At 38.4% G+C, this 23,859-nt stretch carries 25 protein-coding genes; 8 read left to right on the plus strand and 17 right to left on the minus strand.

Annotated elements, in window-relative coordinates; all coding sequences use genetic code 11:
- Positions 1 to 18: 18 nt before the first annotated feature.
- From C9J34_RS15225 to cobA, 4 genes are read right to left on the minus strand one after another with little or no spacing between them, the layout of a single operon-like run.
- Positions 19 to 1,821 (minus strand): assimilatory sulfite reductase (NADPH) flavoprotein subunit, encoded by a 1,803-nt coding sequence (locus C9J34_RS15225; RefSeq protein ID WP_107841033.1) that lies wholly within the window; start codon positions 1,819 to 1,821, stop codon positions 19 to 21.
- 28 nt (positions 1,822 to 1,849) lie between these two features.
- The gene (locus C9J34_RS15230; RefSeq protein WP_411830012.1) at positions 1,850 to 1,969 is read right to left on the minus strand and encodes a YezD family protein; all 120 of its coding nucleotides are present in this window, start codon (positions 1,967 to 1,969) and stop codon (positions 1,850 to 1,852) included.
- A 38-nt stretch (positions 1,970 to 2,007) separates the two neighbouring features.
- A complete protein-coding gene (locus C9J34_RS15235) occupies positions 2,008 to 2,739 on the minus strand; it encodes a sirohydrochlorin chelatase (RefSeq protein ID WP_107841035.1) in 732 nt (243 codons plus the stop codon).
- A 2-nt stretch (positions 2,740 to 2,741) separates the two neighbouring features.
- Entirely contained in the window at positions 2,742 to 3,509 is a 768-nt protein-coding gene (cobA, locus tag C9J34_RS15240) for a uroporphyrinogen-III C-methyltransferase (RefSeq protein ID WP_107841036.1), read from the minus strand.
- Positions 3,510 to 3,663: 154 nt separating this feature from the next.
- Here cobA and C9J34_RS15245 point away from each other — a divergent pair, with 154 nt between their 5' ends.
- Together C9J34_RS15245 and cysQ are read left to right on the plus strand one after the other, a co-directional pair.
- Positions 3,664 to 4,545: a LysR family transcriptional regulator gene (locus tag C9J34_RS15245; protein WP_107841037.1), complete on the plus strand. Its 882-nt coding sequence runs from the start codon at positions 3,664 to 3,666 to the stop codon at positions 4,543 to 4,545.
- A gap of 17 nt (positions 4,546 to 4,562) precedes the next feature.
- Complete coding sequence (gene cysQ, locus C9J34_RS15250; protein ID WP_107841038.1) at positions 4,563 to 5,387, plus strand: 3'(2'),5'-bisphosphate nucleotidase CysQ; 825 nt, start codon at positions 4,563 to 4,565, stop codon at positions 5,385 to 5,387.
- Positions 5,388 to 5,544: 157 nt separating this feature from the next.
- On the opposite strand, the gene cysC is transcribed toward cysQ, so the two are convergent.
- The 8 genes from cysC to C9J34_RS15290 form a co-directional block, all read right to left on the minus strand.
- On the minus strand, positions 5,545 to 7,374 hold the full coding sequence (cysC, locus tag C9J34_RS15255; RefSeq protein ID WP_107841039.1) for an adenylyl-sulfate kinase: 1,830 nt from the start codon (positions 7,372 to 7,374) through the stop codon (positions 5,545 to 5,547).
- Positions 7,375 to 8,274, minus strand: a complete 900-nt coding sequence (gene cysD / locus C9J34_RS15260) for a sulfate adenylyltransferase subunit CysD (protein ID WP_107841040.1) — start codon at positions 8,272 to 8,274, stop codon at positions 7,375 to 7,377. It abuts the gene before it with no gap.
- A 31-nt stretch (positions 8,275 to 8,305) separates the two neighbouring features.
- Positions 8,306 to 8,977: a phosphoadenylyl-sulfate reductase gene (locus C9J34_RS15265; protein WP_420799134.1), complete on the minus strand. Its 672-nt coding sequence runs from the start codon at positions 8,975 to 8,977 to the stop codon at positions 8,306 to 8,308.
- 44 nt (positions 8,978 to 9,021) lie between these two features.
- The gene (locus C9J34_RS15270; RefSeq protein WP_107841042.1) at positions 9,022 to 10,095 is read right to left on the minus strand and encodes a sulfate/molybdate ABC transporter ATP-binding protein; all 1,074 of its coding nucleotides are present in this window, start codon (positions 10,093 to 10,095) and stop codon (positions 9,022 to 9,024) included.
- A gap of 1 nt (position 10,096) precedes the next feature.
- Entirely contained in the window at positions 10,097 to 10,969 is an 873-nt protein-coding gene (gene cysW, locus C9J34_RS15275) for a sulfate ABC transporter permease subunit CysW (RefSeq protein ID WP_107841043.1), read from the minus strand.
- Positions 10,936 to 11,766: a sulfate ABC transporter permease subunit CysT gene (cysT, locus tag C9J34_RS15280; RefSeq protein ID WP_107841044.1), complete on the minus strand. Its 831-nt coding sequence runs from the start codon at positions 11,764 to 11,766 to the stop codon at positions 10,936 to 10,938. Before cysT ends, cysW begins: the two co-directional genes overlap by 34 nt.
- A gap of 194 nt (positions 11,767 to 11,960) precedes the next feature.
- A complete protein-coding gene (locus tag C9J34_RS15285) occupies positions 11,961 to 12,986 on the minus strand; it encodes a sulfate ABC transporter substrate-binding protein (protein WP_107841045.1) in 1,026 nt (341 codons plus the stop codon).
- Positions 12,987 to 13,287: 301 nt separating this feature from the next.
- Positions 13,288 to 13,725: a GNAT family N-acetyltransferase gene (locus tag C9J34_RS15290; protein ID WP_107841046.1), complete on the minus strand. Its 438-nt coding sequence runs from the start codon at positions 13,723 to 13,725 to the stop codon at positions 13,288 to 13,290.
- Between the two features lie 74 nt (positions 13,726 to 13,799).
- On the opposite strand from C9J34_RS15290, the gene C9J34_RS15295 reads away from it, so the two are divergent.
- Positions 13,800 to 14,732, plus strand: a complete 933-nt coding sequence (locus C9J34_RS15295) for a bile acid:sodium symporter family protein (RefSeq protein ID WP_107841047.1) — start codon at positions 13,800 to 13,802, stop codon at positions 14,730 to 14,732.
- Between the two features lie 280 nt (positions 14,733 to 15,012).
- Here C9J34_RS15295 and C9J34_RS15300 read toward each other — a convergent pair whose 3' ends face one another.
- Entirely contained in the window at positions 15,013 to 16,758 is a 1,746-nt protein-coding gene (locus C9J34_RS15300) for a methyl-accepting chemotaxis protein (RefSeq protein ID WP_107841048.1), read from the minus strand.
- Between the two features lie 325 nt (positions 16,759 to 17,083).
- Here C9J34_RS15300 and C9J34_RS15305 point away from each other — a divergent pair, with 325 nt between their 5' ends.
- On the plus strand, positions 17,084 to 17,563 hold the full coding sequence (locus tag C9J34_RS15305) for a DUF6530 family protein (RefSeq protein WP_107841049.1): 480 nt from the start codon (positions 17,084 to 17,086) through the stop codon (positions 17,561 to 17,563).
- Positions 17,564 to 17,582: 19 nt separating this feature from the next.
- Positions 17,583 to 18,959 (plus strand): MATE family efflux transporter, encoded by a 1,377-nt coding sequence (locus tag C9J34_RS15310; RefSeq protein ID WP_107841050.1) that lies wholly within the window; start codon positions 17,583 to 17,585, stop codon positions 18,957 to 18,959.
- Positions 18,960 to 19,004: 45 nt separating this feature from the next.
- Here C9J34_RS15310 and C9J34_RS15315 read toward each other — a convergent pair whose 3' ends face one another.
- Positions 19,005 to 19,640, minus strand: coding sequence for an O-methyltransferase (locus C9J34_RS15315; protein WP_107841055.1), 636 nt, complete (start codon positions 19,638 to 19,640; stop codon positions 19,005 to 19,007).
- Positions 19,627 to 19,968, minus strand: a complete 342-nt coding sequence (locus tag C9J34_RS15320) for a hypothetical protein (protein WP_238600674.1) — start codon at positions 19,966 to 19,968, stop codon at positions 19,627 to 19,629. The genes C9J34_RS15315 and C9J34_RS15320 overlap by 14 nt, the downstream gene beginning before the upstream one ends.
- A gap of 172 nt (positions 19,969 to 20,140) precedes the next feature.
- Here C9J34_RS15320 and C9J34_RS15325 point away from each other — a divergent pair, with 172 nt between their 5' ends.
- Both C9J34_RS15325 and C9J34_RS15330 read left to right on the plus strand, forming a co-directional pair.
- Entirely contained in the window at positions 20,141 to 20,827 is a 687-nt protein-coding gene (locus tag C9J34_RS15325) for a Dph6-related ATP pyrophosphatase (RefSeq protein ID WP_107841051.1), read from the plus strand.
- Between the two features lie 113 nt (positions 20,828 to 20,940).
- Positions 20,941 to 21,777: a YitT family protein gene (locus tag C9J34_RS15330; protein WP_153062637.1), complete on the plus strand. Its 837-nt coding sequence runs from the start codon at positions 20,941 to 20,943 to the stop codon at positions 21,775 to 21,777.
- 46 nt (positions 21,778 to 21,823) lie between these two features.
- On the opposite strand, the gene C9J34_RS22015 is transcribed toward C9J34_RS15330, so the two are convergent.
- Positions 21,824 to 21,970 carry a hypothetical protein gene (locus C9J34_RS22015; RefSeq protein WP_193769029.1) on the minus strand — a complete coding sequence of 49 codons (147 nt, stop codon included), beginning with the start codon at positions 21,968 to 21,970 and terminating at the stop codon, positions 21,824 to 21,826.
- A gap of 181 nt (positions 21,971 to 22,151) precedes the next feature.
- Positions 22,152 to 22,994, minus strand: a complete 843-nt coding sequence (locus C9J34_RS15335) for a hypothetical protein (RefSeq protein WP_107841053.1) — start codon at positions 22,992 to 22,994, stop codon at positions 22,152 to 22,154.
- 161 nt (positions 22,995 to 23,155) lie between these two features.
- Here C9J34_RS15335 and C9J34_RS15340 point away from each other — a divergent pair.
- Positions 23,156 to 23,859: HD domain-containing protein (locus C9J34_RS15340; RefSeq protein WP_153062638.1), on the plus strand; the 704-nt coding region annotated here is incomplete at its 3' end.

Below are 23,859 nucleotides of genomic sequence, written 5' to 3' on the forward strand. Positions count from 1 at the left end.
GCCTCATTTCAATTCCCTTTAATAAACATCTCGTTGATAGCGCTGCTGTTGCTTTAAATTGCTCACATATTCTGTTGCCTGCTCAGCTGTTTTAGCGCCTTGCTCTGCAATGATGGCTTGGATGGTTTTATCGACATCTGCCGCCATCGTCTTTTCATCACCACATACGTAAATCACAGCACCTTGCTCAATCCACTCATATAACTCTTTCGCATGCTCCTGTAAGCGGTGTTGTACGTATATTTTCTCATCGCCATCACGAGAAAATGCCGTTGTTAGCTTCGTTAAAGCCCCTTCCTTTAGCCAGCCTTGCCAATCTGTTTGATATAAGAAATCCGTTACAAAATGCTGGTCACCAAAAAACAGCCATGATTTGCCTTCTGCCCCATGTGCCGCACGCTCCTCCACAAATGCGCGGAATGGTGCAATACCTGTGCCAGCACCGATCATAATGATTGGTGTATCGTCATCCTTTGGCAATTTAAAATTCGGATTGGCATGAATATAAATAGGCAGCTTTTGCCCAACCTCGATGCGTTCTGCAATTTGACCTGAACATACGCCCAATCGGTCGCGTCCATCTGTCTCATAGCTTACTTTGCCAATCGTTAAATGTGCCTCTTCTTCATTTGCCTCTTGACTGGAAGCAATCGAATATAAACGCGCTGGAATTTTGCGTAATAGCTCGATAAATTGCTGTGCATTCCAAGAAAACGGCCCAAAGCTTTGTACTACGTCTAACAAATCACGTCCATATACATAGTCTTTCCATTTTTGATCATCCTGTAAAAGCTCTGCAAGGTCTGGATGAACCGTAAAGCTTTGAATTTTTTGTAGCAACGGCTTTGATAACACTGTAATTTCAAGCTTCTTTTGCAATGCTTCCGCTAAGGTTAAATCTTGCTCATCCACTTTAACGATTTCAGCCTGTTGGAAGCCAAGTGCCTCGATTAATATGCCAACTAGCTGTTCATCATTTTCAGGTAGTATGCCAATGCTATCACCCGGTGTATATGTTAAACCTGATCCTTCTAATGAAAGTTCAATATGATGTGTTGCTTTATTAGAGCCACGCCCATTCAAATTAATATTTTCAAATACCTCTGCATAGAATGGATTTTTCTTCGAATATTGTGAGCTGCTGACTTCCTTCGTCACCCCACTCGTTTGTGACACAGAAGCTGATGCTGTCGTAACTAGCGCATTTTTCACATTTGCAAACCAGCTTGCGGCTAAATCGTCATAATCCAAATCACAATCCACCCGTGGCACAATACGCTGTGCGCCGAGCTTTGCTAATTGCTCATCAAAATCAGCACCTGTTTTACAGAAAAACTCATAGGAACTATCGCCAAGTGCTAATACAGAAAACTGCACATGCTCTAGCTTCGGTGCTCGCTTGCTATATAAAAATTCATGGAATTGAATCGCGTTATCTGGCGGTGTTCCCTCACCATGTGTGCTCGTAACAATAAATAAATTTGTGAGCTTCTTTAGTTGATTTGTTTTAAATGCCGCCATTGATGCAACGGTTACATCTACACCAGCCTCCGTTAGCTCTTTGCCAAGCTTTTCTGCTAAGCTTTGAGCATTTCCTGTTTGCGAACCGTATAAAATGGTTGCGGATTGCGGCTCTGCAGTAATTATTTTTACCTCTTCTGCTACATCGACAACTGGCGCAGCCGCTACATTTGTAGTTGATACAACGCTTAAATAGCCTGTTAACCAAATTTTTTGATAGTCATTTAATGTCGGTAATAACGTGTTTAATTGTTTTACTTGCTCCTCATTAAAAGGGCTGTTCAATACTTGTAAAGTCAAGTTTTCCACCTCACGAATCATTAGCTAGTTACTTTAAACGAATTTTTTCATTTTTTTCAATTTGAACAACATGCCCATCTTGAATAACGAGTGTAATCGTTCCAAATTTAATTGTTTCTAACATTTCTTTAATGCTTTCAAGCGTCATTTCACTATTGCTCTTTTGCTTTGTCATAAATATCCCCCCTACTTAATAACCTCCTGCACCCGCTCTATTAATACTTGTCGAACATTGTCGTCATAGCCTAAGCTAGCGCATAAAACTACACGTGAACGATCAAACTGTAGTGCCGCTATATCTTTTTCAATCCCTCTACTTAATAAGCCCGAAAATAATAAATAAGGAACAATAAATAATTGCTTAACGTCCCTTTTTTTAATTGTTTCTAGTGCATCTTGAAAAGCTGGACCTGCTCCATATAAAAAGCATGCATCAACTGAGTGAAACCCGAATTTATTACGTACAAATCCGCTAATTTTCTGCATATCTCGCGCAACCGCTGTATCGCTACTACCTCGCCCAATTAATAACACCTCTGCATCATGTGAAATCTCTATTTGCTGTTCCACAATACGCTTATATATTGTCTCAATCAATTTGTCATGGATACCAAACGGTCGCCCAAGCGTAAATTGCACATGCGGATAAAGCTGCCGCGCTTTTTCTATTTCTAGCGGAATGTCTTCCTTCGCATGCTGTGCTGTTAATAGCAATAATGGCACAATCGCTATTTGTGTCGCCCCTTGCTCTACACAACGCCCAACACCTTGCACAATATCTGGCTCAACTAGCTCTAAAAAAGAAATTTCCTGAATCGTTACAGGTATTTCTTGCTTAATCGATTCAATAAATTGAATCGCCTCATCTACTCCTTGCTTCACTCTTGTGCCGTGACCGACATATAAGATGGCTTGCATTTTTACACGACGCTTTCCTTCAATTGATTTTGTGCCTCAAACCATTGAATTTTTTCTCTTAGTGCAACGACTTCGCCAACAATAATAATGCTCGGGTTCTTCACTTTGCTCTCCAGCGCAATTTCTACAATCGTTTCAAGTGTCCCCGTTACGGTTTGCTGCTCCTCGAATGTGCCCATATGAACAAGTGCAACAGGCGTTGTAGCAGTGCGACCATATTTTAGTAGCTGTTCGCAAATATATGGTAAATTGCCTACGCCCATATAAATAGCTAATGTATCTACACCATTCGCAAGGCTTTCCCACTTAATCGAATCGTCTTTCCCTTCCTTCATATGCCCTGTCACGATAGCAAAGCTTGAACCGAAGTCACGATGTGTTACAGGAATACCCGCGTAGGCTGGTGCTGCAATACCCGAAGTAATACCGGGAACAATTTCATATGGAATATGATGTGTCGCCAAGACTTCTGCCTCTTCAGCACCACGTCCAAAGACAAAAGGATCGCCACCCTTTAAACGTGTTACAACTTTTCCTTGGCTTGCATACTTCACAAGAGATTGATTAATCTGCTCTTGAATCATGGCATGACGATTTGGTAGCTTCCCACAAAAAATCAGTTGTGCATTCGGCTTTGCATAGCTTAATAGTTCATGATTAATTAAACGATCATATAAAATAACATCCGCTTCTTTAATACAGCGAAGTCCTTTTACTGTGATAAGCTCCACATCTCCAGGGCCAGCACCCACAATATAAACTTTACCCATTCATTTCCCCTCCAATACTTATAGGTAAACTATGTTTTAAAATCGAATAATTCCAATAAGCTTACTTTACTATATGATGATAGATTGGTAAAATAACAATTAATAATCGGAGCAATCAGCAAATATAATCGTGTTGAAGAAAGGGGAATGTTAGATGAATATTGAGGAGCTTCATACGTTTATTAAACTATGTGAAATTAAAAATTTTACGAAAACTGCTGATGCACTATGTATGTCACAGCCTACAGTAAGTCTACATATTAAAAACTTAGAAAGGGAATTTCAAACGCAGCTTTTCCAGCGCTCACCTAAGCTACTTTGCATTACGCCTACTGGAGAAATATTGTTAGAGCGCGCAAAGCAAATGATTCAGCTATATGAGCAAACAAGTCAGGAAATGTTGGATTATCACCATACGGTACAAGGGCACCTAAAAATTGGTGCAAGCTTTACTATTGGTGAGTATATTCTTCCGCCATTACTTGTTCAATTAAAGGCAAAATATCCTGAGCTTTCCTTTCAAATTATTATCGGCAATACAGAGGAAATCGTTCAATATGCTAAGCTTTTTCAAGTCGATATCGGATTAGTTGAAGGTAAAACAAATGAAAAAGAAATAATCGTTGAGCCGTTTAAAGATGATGAATTAGTAATCGTTTCCTCTGTCCATCATCCACTAGCTGCTAAAAAATCAGTAACAATCGCTGATCTTCAAAACGAAGATTGGATTATGCGTGAAATTGGCTCTGGTACAGGTGAATATTTAAAGCATTTTTTACAAGCAAATGAGCTAAAAGTAAAAACATTGCTATCCATTAGTAGCATACAAGGCATAAAGGAAACGGTTATCAACAATTTAGGTCTTTCCTTACTATCAAGAAGCGTCATTGAACGTGACCTAAAAATGGGCGAAATCCATGTAGTACAGCTTGAAGCGCCCCCGCTTTTACGGACATTATCATATATTTACACGCCGTCCATGAAAGAAAAAGGAAATGTCAAAATATTTATAGATGCACTGCGTCAACTATTTTAAGAAACGGAGCCTATCTAATGAAAAATATTATACAAATTTTAGAGCCAATTCATATCGCATTCAAAGCAGGTCAGGAAATTTTAAATGTATATAATTCCGAAACCGTTCGTGTCGAGCTAAAGCATGATGAATCGCCTTTAACAATCGCAGACAAAAAGGCACATCATGTAATATATACACAACTAGTCAACAACTATCCTCATATTCCCGTCATTAGCGAGGAGGGGGAGTTACTAGATTATGCAGAGCGTAGCAAATGGAATGCTGTATGGCTAGTCGATCCTCTTGATGGTACAAAGGAGTTTATTAAACGCAATGGCGAATTTACGGTCAATATTGGACTTATTGAAAATGGAACTCCCGTGCTTGGCGTTATTTATTGTCCTGTCTTAGATACTATGTACTTCGCCTCTAGCGAAATCGGCTCGTATAAATTAACCAATTGCACAGAAAATCTTCAAAAGATTGCTAGCGAAAATACACTGCTGACAATTGCTCGAAAATTGCCATTTGAAACAACTAGAGAGTCGTTTGCTATTGCGGTAAGTCGTTCACATTTCTCCGGTGAGACAGAAGCATATATTCAAAAAATGCGAGTTCAACATCCACATGTAGAGCTCATTACATCTGGTAGTTCCATTAAAATGTGCCTCGTAGCGGAAGGAAAAGTCAATGTCTACCCGCGTCTAAGCTACTCAATGGAATGGGATACCGCAGCTGGTGAAGCAATTGTTAAATATAGTGGTGGTCAAGTACTAGATGCCTCAACAAATGAGCCGATGCTCTATAATAAAAAGCACTTAAAAAATCCATTTCACATTGTGACAAGAGGAGATGTCTGAAAAGTGGTCTAACGCACCACTTTTCAATTCCTCCTACCAACAAATTGGTTGCGTGCGAATTGCAGTCTTTCATGTGCGAAAAGTATGCTTTACCGTGCGCTTTTAAACCTTTTGCGTGCGAAATATCCTTGCTTATGTGCGAATCATGACTTTCAACCTATCCCACTAATGCCTTCAATACTTCCTTCACAATATAATCGGTTGCTTCCTCTAAAGAAATATTACTTGTGTCAATTTTAATTTGAGGGTCTTTTGGCTCCTCATACGGACTTGAAATACCTGTGAAATCAGCAATTTCCTGTGCACGTGCTTTCTGGTAAAGTCCTTTGACATCGCGCTTTTCACATACATCAAGAGGCGTGCTAATATATATTTCGATATAGGATTGCCCTACGATTTGTTGCGCCTTTCGACGGTCCTGCTCAAAAGGTGAAATAAACGACGTTAATGTAATTAATCCCGCATCGTTCATCAGCTTCGCCACTTCAGCAATGCGACGAATATTTTCAATACGTCCATTCTCATCAAAGCCCAAATCTTGATTCAATCCTAGTCGTACATTATCGCCATCAAGCAGCATCGTATGGTAGCCAAGTGATACAAGGCGCTTTTCCACTTCATTTGCCAACGTCGATTTGCCTGAACCAGAAAGTCCTGTGAACCATAATGTTAAAGGTTTCTGCCCTTTTTGCTCAGCACGCACCTCGCGTGTTACATCTGTTTGCTGCCAAAAAACATTTTTCTCCTCTACAACAGCCTCTTGAATAACACCACATGCCGCAGTCATATTCGTAATACGATCAATTAAAATAAAATTCCCTAATGCTTCATTGCGCTCGAATGAATCAAAAACAACTTTCTCAGATAGTGCTATAGTACAAGTTGCTAGCTCATTTTTAGTAATTTGATTCGCCTGTAAATGCTGTCCTGTATTAATATCTACTTTATGTTGAATTCTCACTATTGTGCTAGGAATAATTTTTGTTCCGACTTTAATTAAATAATTTGCTCCTACCTCAAGCTCTGTATCGTCCATCCATAAGATTTGAGCTGTCAACAGATCTGCTACTGCAATTTGTTGATCCGTTGTTAATACACAACCGCGCGAAACATCTACTTCTCGGTGTAATTGAATTGTCACAGGCTGCCCAGCACCCGCTGATTGTACTTCACGGTCTGTGACTAAAATACTTTTAACCTTTGCTTTTTCGTTACTCGGCAATGTCGTTATTTCATCGCCAACAGCAATTTTTCCTGCCGCAATTTGCCCTTGAAAGCCTCGAAATGTATGATTTGGTCTACTTACACGCTGAACAGGCATTAAGAAGAAACCTTGCTCCTGCTCTTGATGAATGTCTACTGTCTCTAAATAAGGCAACAATGCTAAGCCATCATACCACGGTGTATTTATGGATTTCTTCGTAATATTATCGCCATTCGTTGCGGAAACAGGAATTGCTTGCACACTTTCAAGGCGAAACTCCTCAATTAACTGTAAAAAATCATTTTTAATTTTCGTAAAGCGAACCTCGTTAAAATTAACTAAATCCATTTTATTTACAGCTAGCACTAGATTTTTCACACCCATTAGTGCACAAATACGTGCATGACGCTTCGTTTGCGTAATAACCCCTTTTGTCGCATCGACTAAAATAATAGCGAGGTCAGCAAATGAAGCACCTACAGCCATATTGCGTGTATATTCCTCATGTCCTGGCGTATCTGCCACAATAAATGAACGATGCGCTGTCGTAAAATAACGATAGGCTACATCGATTGTAATTCCTTGCTCTCGCTCAGCTAATAACCCATCTAAAAGAAGTGAATAATCAATTTCCCCACCGCGGCTTCCTAGCTTACTATCTAGCTCTAATGCCTTCTCTTGATCAGCAAATAATAGCTTTGCATCATACAGCATATGACCAATTAATGTCGATTTGCCATCATCAACACTGCCGCACGTAATGAACTTCAATAAACTTTTCATTTAGAAATACCCCTCTCGCTTACGTCTTTCCATGCTGCCAACAGCTTCTTGGTCAATTACGCGTGTTGTACGCTCAGATGTCACCGCACCTAATGTTTCCTCAATAATCTGATCCAATGTCACCGCGTTGGATTCGACACCACCTGTCAACGGATAACAGCCTAATGTACGGAAGCGAACCTTTTTCAGTAATACTTCCTCCTCTGGCTGTAAACGCATGCGCTCATCATCAACCATGACATAATTCCCCTCACGATAAACGACGGGTCTTTCCTTCGCAAAATACAGCGGCACAATATCGATATTTTCTCGGCGAATATATTGCCAAATATCCTTTTCTGTCCAATTTGAAATTGGAAAAACACGGATGCTTTCGCCTTTATGAATTTTTGTATTAAATTGCTTCCACATTTCAGGACGTTGATTTTTAGGGTCCCATGCATGGTTTTTATTACGGAATGAGAAAATACGCTCCTTTGCACGTGATTTTTCCTCATCGCGTCTGCCACCACCAAATGCAGCCGTGAAGCCATATTTATTTAAACCATCCTTTAATGCCTGTGTTTTCATAATATCTGTGTAAGCTGAACCGTGATCGAATGGGTTAATGTTTTGCGCAAGCCCTTCCTCATTTGCATGCACAATCATTTCAATGCCTAACTCTTTCGCACGACGGTCGCGAAACTCAATCATTTCTTTAAATTTCCACGTTGTATCAATATGCATAAATGGGAATGGTGGCTTTTCAGGATAGAAAGCTTTCATTGCTAAATGCAACATAACAGAGCTATCCTTCCCAATCGAATACAGCATCACTGGGTTTTCACATTCTGCCGCCACTTCTCTAATAATATAAATTGCTTCTGCCTCAAGCTGATCGAGGTGCGTAAGTTCTGTCATTTGCGATTCTCCTTTGCATTATCATCCAATATCATTGCGTATGAAGCCCACATTCTGTTTTCCCTTGCCCTTGCCATCTACCTGAGCGCAAATCCTCCAATGTAAAGGCTGGCTTTGTACAATGTGAGCAGCCGATACTTGGATAGCCTTGGTCGTGCAGCACATTATACGTAAGCTCATGCTTTGATACATAACGCCAGACATCTTTCCATGTCCAATGAATGAGCGGGCAAATTTTGATCGATTTAAATCGATTATCTTGATTGATAAACTCTATATTTTTACGCGTTTCGGATTGTTCACGGCGTAGACCAGAAATCCACGCTTTTGCTCCTGACAATACTTCATTTAACGGCTCTAATTTACGGATATTACAGCATTGATTTGGCTTTGTTTCCCATAATTTATCACCAAACTGCTGTGCTTGCTGCTCCAATGTTAATGCTGGCTTTTTTAGTACGATATTAAGCGTTGGATATTTCTCACGTACACGCTCAATCGTTTCATACGTTTCTTTAAAATGTACATCTGTATCTAAAAAGACAATTTGTGCGTCTGGCTGTACCTTGGCAATTAAATCAATCAAAACAATCCCCTCAATGCCAAAGCTACATGCATAGACAACATCTTTGCCGTATTGCTGATAGCTCCATTTAATGACTTCTAAAGCCCCTTTATATTGTTCATCAATTTCGAACGGCATTTCGGGATTTTCCCACGTATCATACGTTAACAAGGCGCTCCCCCCTATATAATGAAATCCTCTGGAATAAACACTTTCATTTCCTTCGGGCTGACATAAACAATTTCTCCTATTTTTAAATCTAATTGTATAAACTCCTCTTTGCTCAGCTCCACTTCGACATAAGCGTCAATATCCTCACGTCTCATCTCAAGATACCAAGTAGGTCCAACTGAATGCATAAAGGTAATTTTTGCTGCGATTTCATCCTTGCTTTGCCTTACACGCTCAACCTTTAAATGATGTGGTCGCACATAGCCTACCGCATCCGCACCATCTTGATCGATATAATCTGGTGCATCAAGCTGGGCGCTCCCTAAATTTAATTTTCCTTGCTGCAGTCGACCGTGGAATAAATTTACATTACCTAAAAAATCATAAACAAATGGGCTAACAGGCTTATCATAAACTTCCGAAGGCGTTCCAACCTGCTCAATTTTTCCTTTATTCATAATGACGATGCGGTCTGCCACATCAAGTGCCTCTTCTTGGTCATGTGTAACAAACACGCTTGTGATATGCATTTCATTATGCAATTTACGTAGCCAACGACGTAATTCCTTTCGAACCTTTGCATCAAGCGCTCCAAATGGCTCATCTAATAGCAGCATTTTTGGCTCCACTGCTAATGCTCGTGCCAATGCAACACGCTGTCGCTGTCCACCTGATAGCTGAGATGGATAGCGCTGTGCAAAGTCACTTAGCTTGACTAGCTCCAAAAGCTCATGTACCTTTTGCTCGATGTCCTTTTTTGATGGTCGCACGCTTTTCTTACGTACATTTAAACCAAATGCTACATTATCAAACACTGTCATATGCTTGAATAGCGCATAGTGTTGAAAGACGAAGCCAACATCCCGTTGATTGACATGCACTGTACTTAAATCTTTGCCATCAAATGCAATGCTACCTTCTTCAATCGATTCTAGCCCTGCAATCATGCGCAAAAGTGTAGTCTTACCTGAACCAGATGGACCTAACAGTGCGACTAGCTCCCCTTTTGCAATAGTTAAATTAATATCCTTCAATGCTTGAAATGAGCCATAATGCTTTGTTACCTCACGTATTTCAATCGACATGCTATTCACCTACTTGTTTTTCTGTCTTATATTCAATAAACGATTTAATAATTAATGTTGCGAGTGCCAATAATGACATCAGTGATGCTACAGCAAAGGCAGCCGCAAATTGATATTCATTGTATAAAATCTCTACATGCAGAGGCATTGTATTCGTCATTCCGCGAATCCTTCCAGACACGACGGACACAGCTCCAAACTCACCAATTGCACGCGCACTACATAAAATCATGCCGTATAGTAAGCCCCACTTAATCGTTGGCAACGTGATACGGATAAACATTTGCCAGCCACTAGCTCCAAGTGAAATCGCTGCCTCTTCCTCAGCCTTCCCCTGTGTTTGCATAATCGGAATAAGCTCCCGCGCAATAAACGGCAATGTCACAAACATGGTTACAATAATGATTCCTGGTGTTGAAAAAATAATTTTTATACCCCAGTCCATGAATAGTGAGCCTACAGCGCTTCTTGGATTAAACAGTAAAATGAAAATTAAACCTGCAATAACTGGAGATACAGCAAAAGGTAATTCAATTAAAGAAAGTAGCAACTGCTTACCTCTAAATTGAAACTTCGTAATACACCACGCCGCCGCTATGCCAAACACGGTATTCAACGGAACGGTTATAGCAACAACAAGCAATGTTAACTTAATAGCAGATAAAGCATCACTCTCTGTAATCGCTGCAAAATAAACGGCTGCTCCTTGCTCAAATGCTTTGACAAAAATAAAAATCAATGGCACAAGTAGAAACAATGCTAAGTAGAGGAGCATGACTGTGATTAAAATTCGCTTCGTTATGCTTTTTTGATCTCTTGAATGATTCACTTTGCTCCCCCCTAGTCCTCTTGTAATATGTGCTTTTGGCTCCATTTTTGTAGGAAATTAATAAAAATTAAACAAATAAATGAAACAACGAGCATCACAACCGCAATCGCTGTCGCCCCTGCGTAATCAAACTGCTCTAGCTTCGTCATAATCATCAGTGGTGCAATCTCAGTTTTCATCGGCATGTTGCCTGCAATGAAGACGACCGATCCATATTCCCCAAGCCCTCTTGCAAATGCGAGAGAAAATCCAGCTAATAAAGCTGGCAATATTTCAGGGAAAATAATTTTTCTAAAAATCTGCCCACGTGTTGCTCCTAAGCTTGATGCCGCCTCTTCTACTTCACGCTCTAAGCCTTCCAGTACAGGCTGCACCATTCGAACAACAAATGGTAATCCAATAAACATTAAGGCCAACGTAATACCGATTGGTGTAAATGACACTTTAATACCGATTAAGCTGAGCCATTGACCAATCCAGCCATTCTCTGTATATAAAGTAGTTAATGCAATCCCTGCTACTGCTGTCGGTAATGCAAAGGGTAAATCAATTAATCCATCAATGAATCGCTTTCCAGGGAAGCTATAGCGAACGAGCACCCACGCAATTAATAAGCCAAAAACACCATTAAAAAGGGCTGCTGCAAATGCTGTAGCAAACGATATTTTATAGGCATGGACGACACGTTCACTTGTCACAACCTGCCAAAAATCTCCCCACCCTAGCTTAGAGGATTCAATAAATATCATGGATAACGGAATTAAAATAAATAAGCTTAAATACAGCATTGTAATCCCCATCGACAAGCCAAAACCAGGTAGTACATTCTTCCTTTTTTTCATTATTTACACCACCATTTCTTAATCGACCATGCTTTAGCTAACTCCTCATCAAAATCTGTGACATCTATCAGAGGCTTTAGGTCAACATGATGTAGGTTACTCAGTCTGTACCATCGGATATGGTATTCTTAGACTAAACCCCTCTTGCTGAGCAAGTATTTGAAACTACATTCACCTTACTAGGCGTTTTATACTTAATTAAGATAAATTGAGTCAAAAACACCACCATCACTAAAATGTGTTTTTTGTGCCTCTTGCCAACTACCAAACTTCTCATCAATCGTAAATAACTTAATTTCTGGGAATTCACTACGATACTTTTCAGCAACTGCTTCTGCTCTTGGGCGATAATAATTTTTAGCTGCTATTTCCTGTCCAACATCCGAATATAAAAATTGTAAATAGGCTTCTGCGACCTCTCTTGTACCTTTTCGATCAACATTTTTATCTACTACTGCTACAGATGGCTCCGCTAGAATGCTGATGGACGGCGCTACAATTTCAAATTCATCCTTTTTCAGCTCATTTAAAGCTAGCAACGCTTCATTTTCCCAAGTAATTAATACATCTCCAATGCCTTTCTCTACAAATGTCGTTGTTGAGCCACGTGCACCAGAGTCTAACACTTCTACATTTTTATAAATGCTTGCAACAAATTCCCTTGCCTTCGCATCATCATTACCGAATTTTTCTAAGGCAAAGCCCCATGCAGCTAAGTAATTCCAGCGTGCTCCTCCAGATGCCTTTGGATTAGGTGTAATCACTGAAACATCTGCCTTCGCTAAATCATCCCAATCCTTAATGCCCTTTGGATTACCTTTGCGAACCAAAAGGACGATTGTTGAGGTATAAGGGGCGGAGTTATTGTCCAAGCGAGTAATCCAGTTTTCATCAATTAATTTTTGCTCAGCAATTGCATCAATGTCATACGCCAAAGCTAGTGTAACGACATCTGCATCTAAGCCATCAATAACCGAGCGAGCCTGACTACCCGAGCCACCATGTGATTGCTTGATGATTACTTCCTGCCCCTTCTCAGCCTGCCAATATGCTGCAAACTCTTTATTAAATTCGTCATACAATTCACGTGTTGGGTCATACGAAGAATTTAAAATCTGAATTTTATCTTCAGTTGATGCACTTTTATTAGCACAAGCAGACAATAAAATAACAGTAGAAAATATCAATACTAATCCCTTCAAAAACAAACGATTTTTCATAAAAATATTCTTCCTCCTTAATCAATTATTCATATTCGTAAAGTATGTTTTAATACAGCATTCTTCCCACTTTATTTTTAACAGAATAGGAATGAAGCAAAAAAGACCACTCCATAGAAAAGAAGTACTTCTTTTCTAAAGAGCGGCCTCTAGTTTTTCTAGTGAGCTACTACAATATTATTATGCTTTTCTTATCAAGATGTGTATTGGCAAGCAAAAACCTACTAATCTTATAGAAATAATTTAACATGAAATAACAAAATGTCAATACAATTTTCAAAAAATATGTTTAATTCGTATGCTATTTAACAAGTGATTTCTCAAAAATAATTTTATGTCTACCTTTTGCATCAACGAATGTTGAAATAATCTCGAAGCCATGTTTAATATTTGTAATCAGCATCGCCTTACGCTGATTGCGTCCATATGTACGTATTTTTTGGAAGCCTAGCTTCTTTACTTCCTCGTGCTGACGCACCATTAGCCCGTTTGCAATTCCACGACCACGCTGACTTTCATGCACGCCACCTAACCAGCTATAAAATACGTGGTCAGGATGCATATAGCCTAGTTTAAAGCCGACCATTGCCCCATCCTTCATCGCAAATAAGCAAAGTAAGCCCTCCTTATTTTCCAGCTTCTCTAATGGTAATGGCGAGCCATCAAAAACATGTGCATGAAGTGCCTGTAGTTCTGACAAGTATTGATATGGCACACCTTCGACTAATTCAATCTGCATATTGTCCACCTCCATTTTCACCTTACAAGCAACTATGCTACAATGAGTCTAAAAATTTAAAGAAGGTCTTTCTCTTGCTAGAAAAATTAAATCTATTTCTTCAACGTTATATTGCTATTTTAACGCCTCTTAGCCTAATAATTGGCGTCTTATTTGAAAACATTTTGCATCATCTACTTTTTCTTGTTGTCTGGCTATTTGCTTTTATGACATTTGCAGGTAGCTTACGCATGACGTTTAAAGATTTCGCTATTTTTGTAAAACATCCTGTTATCATTTTAACATCGATTGCTTTTTTACATATTGTTATGCCTTTATGGGCTTATTTTTTATCCTCCATTATATTCGATGATTATTTATTAACAATTGGCTTTGTCTTATCTGTTGCGGTACCTACTGGGGTTACGAGTATGATTTGGATTACCATTTGTAAAGGAAATGTTCCTTTAGGCTTATCCATCGTACTTATTGATACATTGCTCGCACCATTTATTATGCCATTACTATTATTTATCGTTTCTGGAGAAAAAGTTGAGCTTCAATTGCCCTCATTAATGACGAGTTTAACCTTTATGATTGTGTTGCCAACATTAATTGGTATTGCAGTGAATGAATTATCTAAAGGACAAATTCCGCAAAAGATAAGCGGTATACTAGCTCCATTTTCAAAGCTTGCTTTATTTGCTGTCATCATGATTAATAGCAGTGCCATTGCACCATATTTAAAAAATGTGGATATAGAGCTTGCCTTTGTCATCGGATTAGTACTTGTGATTGCTATATGTGGCTATGTTTTCACATTGCTTATTGGTCGCTACTTTTTACACGATAGCTCACATATAACGACCTTCGTCTTTACAGGAGGTATGCGCAATATTGCTTTAGGTGTTGTTATTGCCTCAACTTATTTCCCAGCTAAGGTCGCGATGCCTGTCGTGTTTGGCATGCTCTTCCAGCAAGTTTTAGCATCTATCGTCAGTAAATTTGTGGGCAAGCCGTCTGAATGAGATGTCGCCTTTTTATTCACGAGTTTTAACTCAGCTTTAAAAATTTCACAAAAGCTTACGTTAAAAATGTTAGATTAGCTAACTTCTTTATTGAAAAAAGGGGCGGTGAAGTGATTATTTTCGAATTAACCAGTTCAAAAGTATCAATTCGCTCAACCAATGGTGAAATTCGCTCATCGCAGTGCCATTTCCGCTCAACGAAAGCCTAAATTCGCTCAATGAAATTTTAAAAAGGGGCATGTTTGAAAAGGTAATCGCTCTTCAAACATGCCCTACTATTTTACAGCTCATATTTTTCTACAATTTCGTTTAACGCTTGGCTAAGGTCTGTTAGTTGCTCAGCCGATATAGCTACTTGCGCGATAGCGCCGATTTGTTCATCAACCGAGGCTGTTATTTGCTCTACAGCTGCCGCAGTTTGCCCTGAAATATTTGAAGCATTTTGCACAGCCTGCGTAATTGTTTTATTTTGCTCCGTAATTGTTGCAAGCTCTTTATTCAACGTAGTAATTGCCTGCGTTGTTTCTGTAATTGCCTGCATAATATGACTAAATTCTCGCTCTGTTTCATTTACCGCTATATCGAGCTGCTGTGAACGATCAATTGTACCGGCTACAGCCTCTACAGTTTTCTCTGTTTCTAGTTCAATTGCTGAAATCATACTTTGAATTTGCTTTGTCGCTTCGTTCGATTGCTCTGCTAGCTTACGTACTTCACTTGCTACAACGGCAAAACCTTTGCCATGCTCTCCTGCACGAGCCGCCTCAATACTTGCATTTAATGCTAATAAATTGGTTTCTGCTGAAATGCTTTCGATAGCCATTGTAATTTTTGATATTTCACCGATTTTACTATGTAAGCTGGCAATATTTCCACTTACTTCATTAGATGAAATTAAGGATTGCTCATTCGACTGTTTTAGACGCTTTATCATTTCTTGCCCTTGATAAGCTGCCGCTTCCGATTGTGCTGTCATTTGTTGAATTGTATCGTTTTGTTGATTCATTGCCTTAATCGATGTATTCAGTAGAACAATTTGATGATTTGTTTGCTCTAAATCTGTTGCTTGGCTTACTGTTCCACCTGCAATCTCATTCATCGCTCGTCCAACTTCTTCACTACTTGAAGCAGTCTGCTCTGAAATAGCAGATAAAGAAAGTGAGGTTTCTGCTACTTTACTGCTCGTCTCCTGAAGCCCAGCAATCAAGTCTCTTAACTGTATTAACATATAGTTAAAGGACTGTCCAAGATGACCTATCTCATCTTTTGACTCAGGTAATGATTTGGCTTGGATTTTACGATTGGCAATTTCTAAAAATGCAGCCGAAATATCTACTAGTAACTTAAATTTTTTACGCGATGCCATATAGAACAGTGCAATACCAAGAAGCGTAATAGCAATTGTCATCGTTATAATATACCATTTCACTTTATTGAGCTCACCATAAAAAGTTGTATCGAGCACACTCATCCCAACATACCAACCCCATGGCTCAAATTGTGCCATATAGGCTGTTTTTGTAATAGGCTTACCAGCATCATCTGTATCATTAAAATGATGAAAATGGTCTTGAAGATTTATCGCCTTTGCAGCAAGCACCATATTTTCACGATTTGTCGTATTCTCAGGTATATGACCTATTGGGTTAGTAGGATGAAGAACAGCCGCATAATTCGAATCATAAGCAACTAGATAGCCATCCTTCTTATAAAGAAATGAAGAAGCTTTATAATCGTAGCCTTCCGTAAGCTTAGGTCCGTTCAATAATAGCCTCGCCTGATCCTGTGCTTCCTCTAAAGTAATATTGCCCGCCTTTACTTGATTATCTAGTACAGTCAATGTAACAATCGCTGTATCAACAAGATGCTTAATATCTGTTTCACCTGCATTGATCAGCTCTGTTTTTGTTAAATAGTAGCTTGCTCCACCAATTACACCAGCTGTCAGTGTAATCACAAAAACAATAAGTAAGGTTAATTTTGTAAAAATACTATGAAAAATAGAATTTTTGTGCTTTTCCTCCATGCTGTTCTCACATCCTATTTTAGTTTCCCTAAACTCCTATATCTATTGTACATTTAACATGACGAAAGTTCTACTCCTTTTCTGACCATCGCTATAAAGAATCTGTAAATGATGACACAATTAATTCATAGCTATCAGAGTCATGAAGATAACCCAACAATCTCTTCCCTACTCGATACAAAGTCAATATTCATACAATCAAAAAAGCATAATCGACCATTCAATTTCTATCTAGAGTATAAAATATTTGATTTTTGACATACGCAATGTTAAATTTACTAAAGCAGTAATTTACTAAATTACTAAATAGAAAGGATGATTTCATATGAAAATACCTACACATTTAAAACATAAACCTGTAATTGTTGCAGAAAACTATGCAAATATTGATGGCCGCACTGCCTACAAAACAGATGCACAAGGTTTGTCACTTGGCTTAGCGCAATGGAATGACCGTGGAAAAGTTGATATTTCAGCAAAAGTATGGCGCCATACTGGTGGCAAATGGTCACGTCAATCTGAGGAATTACCTTTGCACCGTGTACTTGACTTGGCAATCTTAGTGTGCGAAACACAGCTTCACTTTAAAGATGCTTACCGCTATGAAAATTTATATGATGAAACCAACCCTGTTATTAAACGCGTTGGCTTACAAGGCGATGCAATGACCGTTGAAGTATGCACAGAAAATGAACAAATCCATGAAGATATTCAACTTTTCAATCAAGCATTAAGCGAGAATGGTGAGTTAATGGGTGAGCGATTGCGCACCTTATCACGTATTTTAAAAGAAATGGGTTACTAAAGCCCTTTGAGGAAACAAAATGAACGGACATTTATTACAAGATGATCAGCAGTTGAGAAAAACCTTTTTCAAATTTTTAATCCCTGTCATGCTAGCAAATGTACTGCAATCATTGGGACAGATTGTAGCAATGCTTATTGTTGGGCGCAATTTAGGCGATGATGCATTAGCAGCGATTGCAGCCTTTTTCCCATTTTTCTTCTTTTTAATGGCTTTTGCCATCGGTATCGGTTCAGGTAGCTCGATTTTAGTTGGGCAAACGTACGGTGCGGGCAATCATGAAAAAATGAAGGAAGTTATCGGTGTTACTTTGGCTTTTACTACGATTTTATCCATCGCAGTAGCTGTATTTGGTGCCTTTTTCATTGAATGGATTTTACGCTTTATGAAAACGCCTGCCAATATTTTAGATATGAGTGTAAGCTATGCGAAAATTTTATTCTTTACACTACCAATTATGTTTTGGTATATGACTTATACGACATTTATTCGTGGTGTTGGCGATTCCAAAACGCCGTTTATCTTTTTAGTAACGAGCGTTGCATTAAATATTGCCTTTTTACCACCACTTATTTTTGGTTGGTTCGGGTTGCCTGCATTCGGTTTAAACGGTGCTGCCTATGCTGCGGTATTATCGAATTTCGTAACGATGATTTTATTGCTTACCTACCTGCATAAAACAAAACATATTTTGCGTTTAGATAAATCAGTTTTACAGCACTTTAAGCTGAAAAAGGATATTTTAATTTCCTTATTCAAGCTAGCGATTCCAGCAAGTATTAGTATGGTCGCGATATCTGTCGCTGAAATCGCCGTTATCGGCTTCGTTAATGTTTATGGATCAAGTGCCACGGCTGCTTATGGTGTTGTCAACCAAGTTGCTAGCTATGCACAAGTGCCTGCGATGAGTATTTCCATCGCTACATCCGTTTTCGTTGCCCAAGCATTAGGCGCAAATTCTACAGAAATGATTCAAAAAATCCGTAGCATGGGTGTGAAAGTTAACTACCTATTAGGTGGAGCCATTATTTTACTGACGTATATATTTGCAGAGCCTATTTTATCACTCTTTATCACTTCGACGGATACAGTTGATATTGCGAAAAACTATTTAATGATTACGTTTTGGAGCTATTTAGTCTTTGGGCATACACAAACTGTTTCAGCTACAATGCGTGCAACAGGTGTTGTACTATGGCCAACGATCTTCCTTGTATTAACAATTTGGTTAGTGCAAGTACCAACAGCCTTCATCCTATCAAATTACACAGCATTTGAGTTAAATGGTGTCTGGATCGCCTACCCTGTGACCTTCTGTGTCCATTTCATCATGCAATATGCTTACTTTAAATTAGGATGGCAGAAGCGAACGTTGAAGGCGATGCTAGGAGAATAAACAACAAATGAAAAACCTGCAACAAACTTTCGTTGCAGGTTTTTGCTATTTCACTCTCGACAATGTCATGCCATCACCAAGTGGGACAAGCACTGACTGCAAGCGTGGATGGCTTGCTACTTTTTCATTAAATTGTTTCATTACTTCTGTATAGCGTTTTTGCTTTACCTCTGTGCTTACTACACTACCTCCAGCTAACACATTATCCGTGACAATTAAAGCGCCAGGCTCTGCTAGTTGAATGCAATATTCCAAATAATGCTCGTAATTTTCTTTATCTGCATCAATGAAAAAGAAATCAAATTTCTTATTACTTTGTACAAGCTTCTCAAGGCTTTGTAATGCAGCACCTGTATGATAAGTTACTTGCTTGCTGTAGCCTGCTTTAGTTAAATGCTTATAAGCCAATTCAGCATAGCGCTCCTCCAGCTCCAGAGAGGTCAATGCCCCTTTTTCTCTAAAGCCTCTCGCAATACAAATCCCGCTATAGCCACCGAGTGCTCCTATTTCAAGAACGTTTTTTGCTCCTGCAATAGACACAAGTAACGTCAACAATTTACCTGAAGATGGCGATACAGAAATAGCTGGCATACCATTTTCAATAATGGCCGCTACCACTTCAGCTAAAAGTGTATCTTCCTCCGAAAATGTAGTATCGATATACTGATTAATTTGCTTCATCATCTTGATGACCTTTAGCTTCTTCTACTTGAATTTCATCCACATGTATTTCAAATAGCTGAGTAAATTCATTAATAACCATATCCAAGGCTTTGAGCTCACCTACTAATATTTGTTGAATGGATTGAAACTCTGGTTGCTCTAACTGTTGTGCTATTGTTGAACGCTTAATTGTTAGCTGCTCTAAAAAGGTAATAGCTCGCCCACGTCGGAAGGTTTTAGGTCCACGCTGCGCTTCCTCTCTCCCACCACGACGATGTTCACCACGATGAATTCCACCTCTGCCCCCTCGTTGAAACTCTCCTCTATAAAAATGTTCACTTCTCATCTTCATCTCTCCTTTTGTATACATTTGTATACGTTTTATATTTTTAATAGTATACAAATGTATACTATTTGTCAAATTATATTCTCTATAATTTTTGCTCTTATCAATACTATAAAGAACAACCTCCCCATGCTAAAATAAGCCCATAGACAAAACAAAAGGAGTACATCCTATGGCAAACTCGAAAAAATGGAAAACTGGGGCTGAAGGGCAAAAATTTGTTGCTTCCTTTAGTGGCGGAAAAGATAGTACGTTAGCTTTGTATGAAGCTATGAAGGTGGGACAAGCGCTAGGCTTAATTGTCGTGCTTGAGGAGGATGGCATACGCTCTCGTTCACATGGGATGACAATTGATCTCATCACAGCACAGGCTGAGTCCATTGGCTTACCTGTTCATTTCGCTGCGGCAAGTTGGGCTAACTATGAAGCAACCTTTATTGACATGCTGAAAAAAATGAAAGCTTTAGGAGCTGATGCACTTGTAACCGGCGACCTTGATATGCCTGAGCATGGCTGTTGGCATGAAAAAGTTGCAAATATTGCTGATTTACAGCTTGGTATGCCTTTATGGGAAGTTGATCATACAGAGGCTGTAGAACGCTTTATAAACTTAGGCTTCGAAACAATTATTACAACAGTTAATTTAAAACTTGGTATGCAAGAAAGTGATTTAGGGAAAGTTTTAACATATGACTACGTACAGGAACTAAAGGAGCGAGGCATTGACCCTTGTGGAGAAGGTGGCGAATTTCACACAACGGTTATTGATGGACCGATTTTTAAACAGCCCATCGATATTCAAAAAGGCGAGATTGTTCGAGATGGAGATTATGCCTTTTTACCATTGTTCTTAAGCTAAATGTCAAAATACTTCAAATTCATCAACTATCACGGCAAGGGTATTAAAAAGATGGCAAACTTGTTATAGTATGTACTATAAAAAATCTTATGATAAATGGTGGGGTGAAATTGATGAAGTTTGCAAGAGATATTATGATTATGCTATTTGGATCGTTCCTGTTTGCACTTGCGATTAACTTATTCGTTATTCCAAACGATTTAGGTGAAGGCGGAGTAACAGGTGTCACGATTATCCTTTATTATACATTAGGCTGGTCACCTAGTATTGTCAGCTTTATTATTAATGGATTTCTAATAATTGTGGGCTATCGATTCCTTAGCAAACGAACGACGATTTACACAATTATTGCAGTGACATTCATTTCTGTGTTCTTACATTTAACGGAGTCTTGGTCTGTACAATCAGATGAAATCATTATTAATGCTATTTTCGGTGGTGTCTTTGTTGGTGTAGGGATTGGTTTAATTATCCGCGTCGGTGGTACAACGGCAGGTACAACAATTTTAGCACGTATGACGAATAAATATCTTGGCTGGAACATGAGCTATGGGCTATTATTCTTTGATTTGATTGTTGTGTTTTCATCTTATTTCATCATTGGTGCAGAGGCACTGATGCTGACAATTATGATGCTGTATATCGGAACGAAAGTGATGGAGTTTGTCATTGAGGGAATTAACACTCAGAAAGCTGTCACAATCATTTCCAAAAAACCGAATGAGATCGCTGATCAAGTGAGCAACAAAATGAATCGTGGTGTGACGGTTCTTGCTGGTCATGGTTATTATACAAAGGAACAAAAGGAAGTTCTTTATATTATTATTAGTCGACAAGAGGTTATTAAACTTAAAAATATCGTGAAGAAAGTTGACCCAAATGCCTTTATCGCTATCCATGATGTGCGAGATGTATTTGGAGAAGGCTTTATTGAGCTATCGAAGTCTTAAACTATAATGGCTGTCAGGAGCATTTTCCTGACAGCCATTTGTATTTTTATTGAGATGGATTTTTAGGGGTATTCTTCAAGGGGGTATTTTCTTTTTGCTCCTTCGTCATATCCTTGTCGTTACGCGTGTCTAAATCATCGGGGCTCAAATCTTGTGCAAATTCCTCATTTTGTGGATTTGGCTTTTTCTTCATCTTGCTCACCTCCACTACTAGGATTTCCGCTTCTCTATGCTTTATGCATGAATGTTTGTAGTTACCCTTGTTTATCGTTACAATGATAAACATATTTTTGGAGTTGTTTAAAATGATGACCTACAACTTTAGCTTAGACATGAACAATGAATATACCGTATAAGACAATTACATAATGTTCTTACTTTAATAACAAATAGGAATTCCAACTTTTAATTGCTCGCAAATCCAAAAAGCTAAATAATTTCATCGCATGCCAATCTGTTGTATCCACTTCAATTTCTACAGTTTGAATGCCTTTCTTTTGCAACGCAAGTAACTGCTGCTTGAATAGCGCTTGTATATGCTCTTGTTCCCTTTGACCAATCCAGCCAATTTCATAATGTGTCACTGTAACCGGGTGCAACATAATATATCCTGTTATTTGCTCATCCTCCATCAAGACACTACTTAACGCCGTATCAACTTCATCATCAAACAAGAATTCCTCCCACTCTTGCCATGAAAAATTTTGAGCTGGGTTATGTAAATGCGTTTCCTCATAATTTCTTTTCAGCTCTGTCAAAAACGCTTCCCTTTGATTCTGTAAAACTTGTGCCAATGATTTTACTTTAGACACAGCCTGTATACTTTCTAATTTTGCTAATAACATAGCGATTGGAAATGTCTCTATATAAGTTTGACGGAAAAGCTGAAAACCTACCTTTTCAGCCATCTTTATTTTTTCATGCTCGTCCTCCCAACAAGAGAACATAATTTTATTTTGTTCCCCCATAGACTGCAATACAGCTTCCAGTAACATTTGTATTGGTTCTACAGTAAAAAACTTAATATATTTTGCTGTCGGATGAAAATGGTTTAACCAACTAATTGCTACCCCTTCGACAATTCCCATCTTTGTCGCTATGAATAATTCTTTATATTTTTGCTGTTCCAGCATCCTTCTATATTCCTTTAATTGATCCATGAGCTCTGGATTAATATCAACATTCACCAATTTATCCAATTGCGTAATTGTGTGCATTTTTTATACATCCTCTTTTTTATAATTGTTATTACAGAAATTATATCCTCTCTATTTTGCTTATAGAAGAGGGTTACCAACTAATGACTCACTCATTTCAAAAAGATCGTTAAATCTAGTACTATAAAATATACAGCAACATTGATAGAAGGAGGACAAATATGGAAATTGATGATTCTTTATATCATAAAATTATGGTAAAGGACAAATATGTTCAACAATTAGTAAAAACTAAAAGTATGCAAAGGCTGAAAAAAATTAAACAACAGGGCAATACATATATTCTAATAAAAGGAGCTATTCATAACCGTTATGAGCATTCATTAGGTGTATATCATATAATGCAGGAAATGCTTGAATATTTAACGTTCAATAGTCAACTGAGGCTATCAAAGTTCGAAATTCATGTAGCTTTAGTTAGCTCTATTCTTCATGATATTGGACATGGACCTTTTTCTCATTGTTTTGAACTCAAAACATTAATTGACCATGAGCAATGGACTGAAAAATTTATAAAAAGCGATAAAGAAATACAAGAAATTCTAAGTAAAGAATCAGGCCTATCCGATGCGATTATAAGTGTTATAAAAAGAGAAGGTACATATAAAATAATAGAGGAATTACTCTTCTCAGAGCTCGGTGCAGATAAATTAGACTATATTAATAGAGATTTATATTATTCTAGAGAACCAATAAAAGGTTTTAATCAAACGAAGATAATCCAAAATACGTTAATAACTAAAGATAAATTAGTTTATGATCATCAAGCTTTAGCGGAAATTGAGAATTTTTTCATTATAAAGAAGCATCTATTCAATAATACATTTTTTCATCCCTTCGTTTTAGGTAAAGATATTCTTTTAAA

Source organism: Metasolibacillus meyeri (genome assembly GCF_003049505.1).
Lineage (GTDB): Bacteria > Bacillota > Bacilli > Bacillales_A > Planococcaceae > Metasolibacillus > Metasolibacillus meyeri.

What these genes read in the sequence shown, in the direction of transcription:
- C9J34_RS15230 (WP_411830012.1), bottom strand. Translation starts at nt 1,969, where the DNA reads ATGACGCTTGAAAGCATTAAAGAAATGTTAGAAACAATTAAATTTGGA.
- C9J34_RS15235 (WP_107841035.1), bottom strand. Translation starts at nt 2,739, where the DNA reads ATGCAAGCCATCTTATATGTCGGTCACGGCACAAGAGTGAAGCAAGGA.
- cobA (WP_107841036.1), bottom strand. Translation starts at nt 3,509, where the DNA reads ATGGGTAAAGTTTATATTGTGGGTGCTGGCCCTGGAGATGTGGAGCTT.
- C9J34_RS15245 (WP_107841037.1), top strand. Translation starts at nt 3,664, where the DNA reads ATGAATATTGAGGAGCTTCATACGTTTATTAAACTATGTGAAATTAAA.
- cysQ (WP_107841038.1), top strand. Translation starts at nt 4,563, where the DNA reads ATGAAAAATATTATACAAATTTTAGAGCCAATTCATATCGCATTCAAA.
- cysC (WP_107841039.1), bottom strand. Translation starts at nt 7,374, where the DNA reads ATGAAAAGTTTATTGAAGTTCATTACGTGCGGCAGTGTTGATGATGGC.
- cysD (WP_107841040.1), bottom strand. Translation starts at nt 8,274, where the DNA reads ATGACAGAACTTACGCACCTCGATCAGCTTGAGGCAGAAGCAATTTAT.
- C9J34_RS15265 (WP_420799134.1), bottom strand. Translation starts at nt 8,977, where the DNA reads ATGCCGTTCGAAATTGATGAACAATATAAAGGGGCTTTAGAAGTCATT.
- C9J34_RS15270 (WP_107841042.1), bottom strand. Translation starts at nt 10,095, where the DNA reads ATGTCGATTGAAATACGTGAGGTAACAAAGCATTATGGCTCATTTCAA.
- cysW (WP_107841043.1), bottom strand. Translation starts at nt 10,969, where the DNA reads ATGGAGCCAAAAGCACATATTACAAGAGGACTAGGGGGGAGCAAAGTG.
- cysT (WP_107841044.1), bottom strand. Translation starts at nt 11,766, where the DNA reads ATGAAAAAAAGGAAGAATGTACTACCTGGTTTTGGCTTGTCGATGGGG.
- C9J34_RS15285 (WP_107841045.1), bottom strand. Translation starts at nt 12,986, where the DNA reads ATGAAAAATCGTTTGTTTTTGAAGGGATTAGTATTGATATTTTCTACT.
- C9J34_RS15290 (WP_107841046.1), bottom strand. Translation starts at nt 13,725, where the DNA reads ATGCAGATTGAATTAGTCGAAGGTGTGCCATATCAATACTTGTCAGAA.
- C9J34_RS15300 (WP_107841048.1), bottom strand. Translation starts at nt 16,758, where the DNA reads ATGGAGGAAAAGCACAAAAATTCTATTTTTCATAGTATTTTTACAAAA.
- C9J34_RS15305 (WP_107841049.1), top strand. Translation starts at nt 17,084, where the DNA reads ATGAAAATACCTACACATTTAAAACATAAACCTGTAATTGTTGCAGAA.
- C9J34_RS15310 (WP_107841050.1), top strand. Translation starts at nt 17,583, where the DNA reads ATGAACGGACATTTATTACAAGATGATCAGCAGTTGAGAAAAACCTTT.
- C9J34_RS15315 (WP_107841055.1), bottom strand. Translation starts at nt 19,640, where the DNA reads ATGAAGCAAATTAATCAGTATATCGATACTACATTTTCGGAGGAAGAT.
- C9J34_RS15320 (WP_238600674.1), bottom strand. Translation starts at nt 19,968, where the DNA reads ATGAGAAGTGAACATTTTTATAGAGGAGAGTTTCAACGAGGGGGCAGA.
- C9J34_RS15325 (WP_107841051.1), top strand. Translation starts at nt 20,141, where the DNA reads ATGGCAAACTCGAAAAAATGGAAAACTGGGGCTGAAGGGCAAAAATTT.
- C9J34_RS15330 (WP_153062637.1), top strand. Translation starts at nt 20,941, where the DNA reads ATGAAGTTTGCAAGAGATATTATGATTATGCTATTTGGATCGTTCCTG.
- C9J34_RS22015 (WP_193769029.1), bottom strand. Translation starts at nt 21,970, where the DNA reads ATGAAGAAAAAGCCAAATCCACAAAATGAGGAATTTGCACAAGATTTG.
- C9J34_RS15335 (WP_107841053.1), bottom strand. Translation starts at nt 22,994, where the DNA reads ATGCACACAATTACGCAATTGGATAAATTGGTGAATGTTGATATTAAT.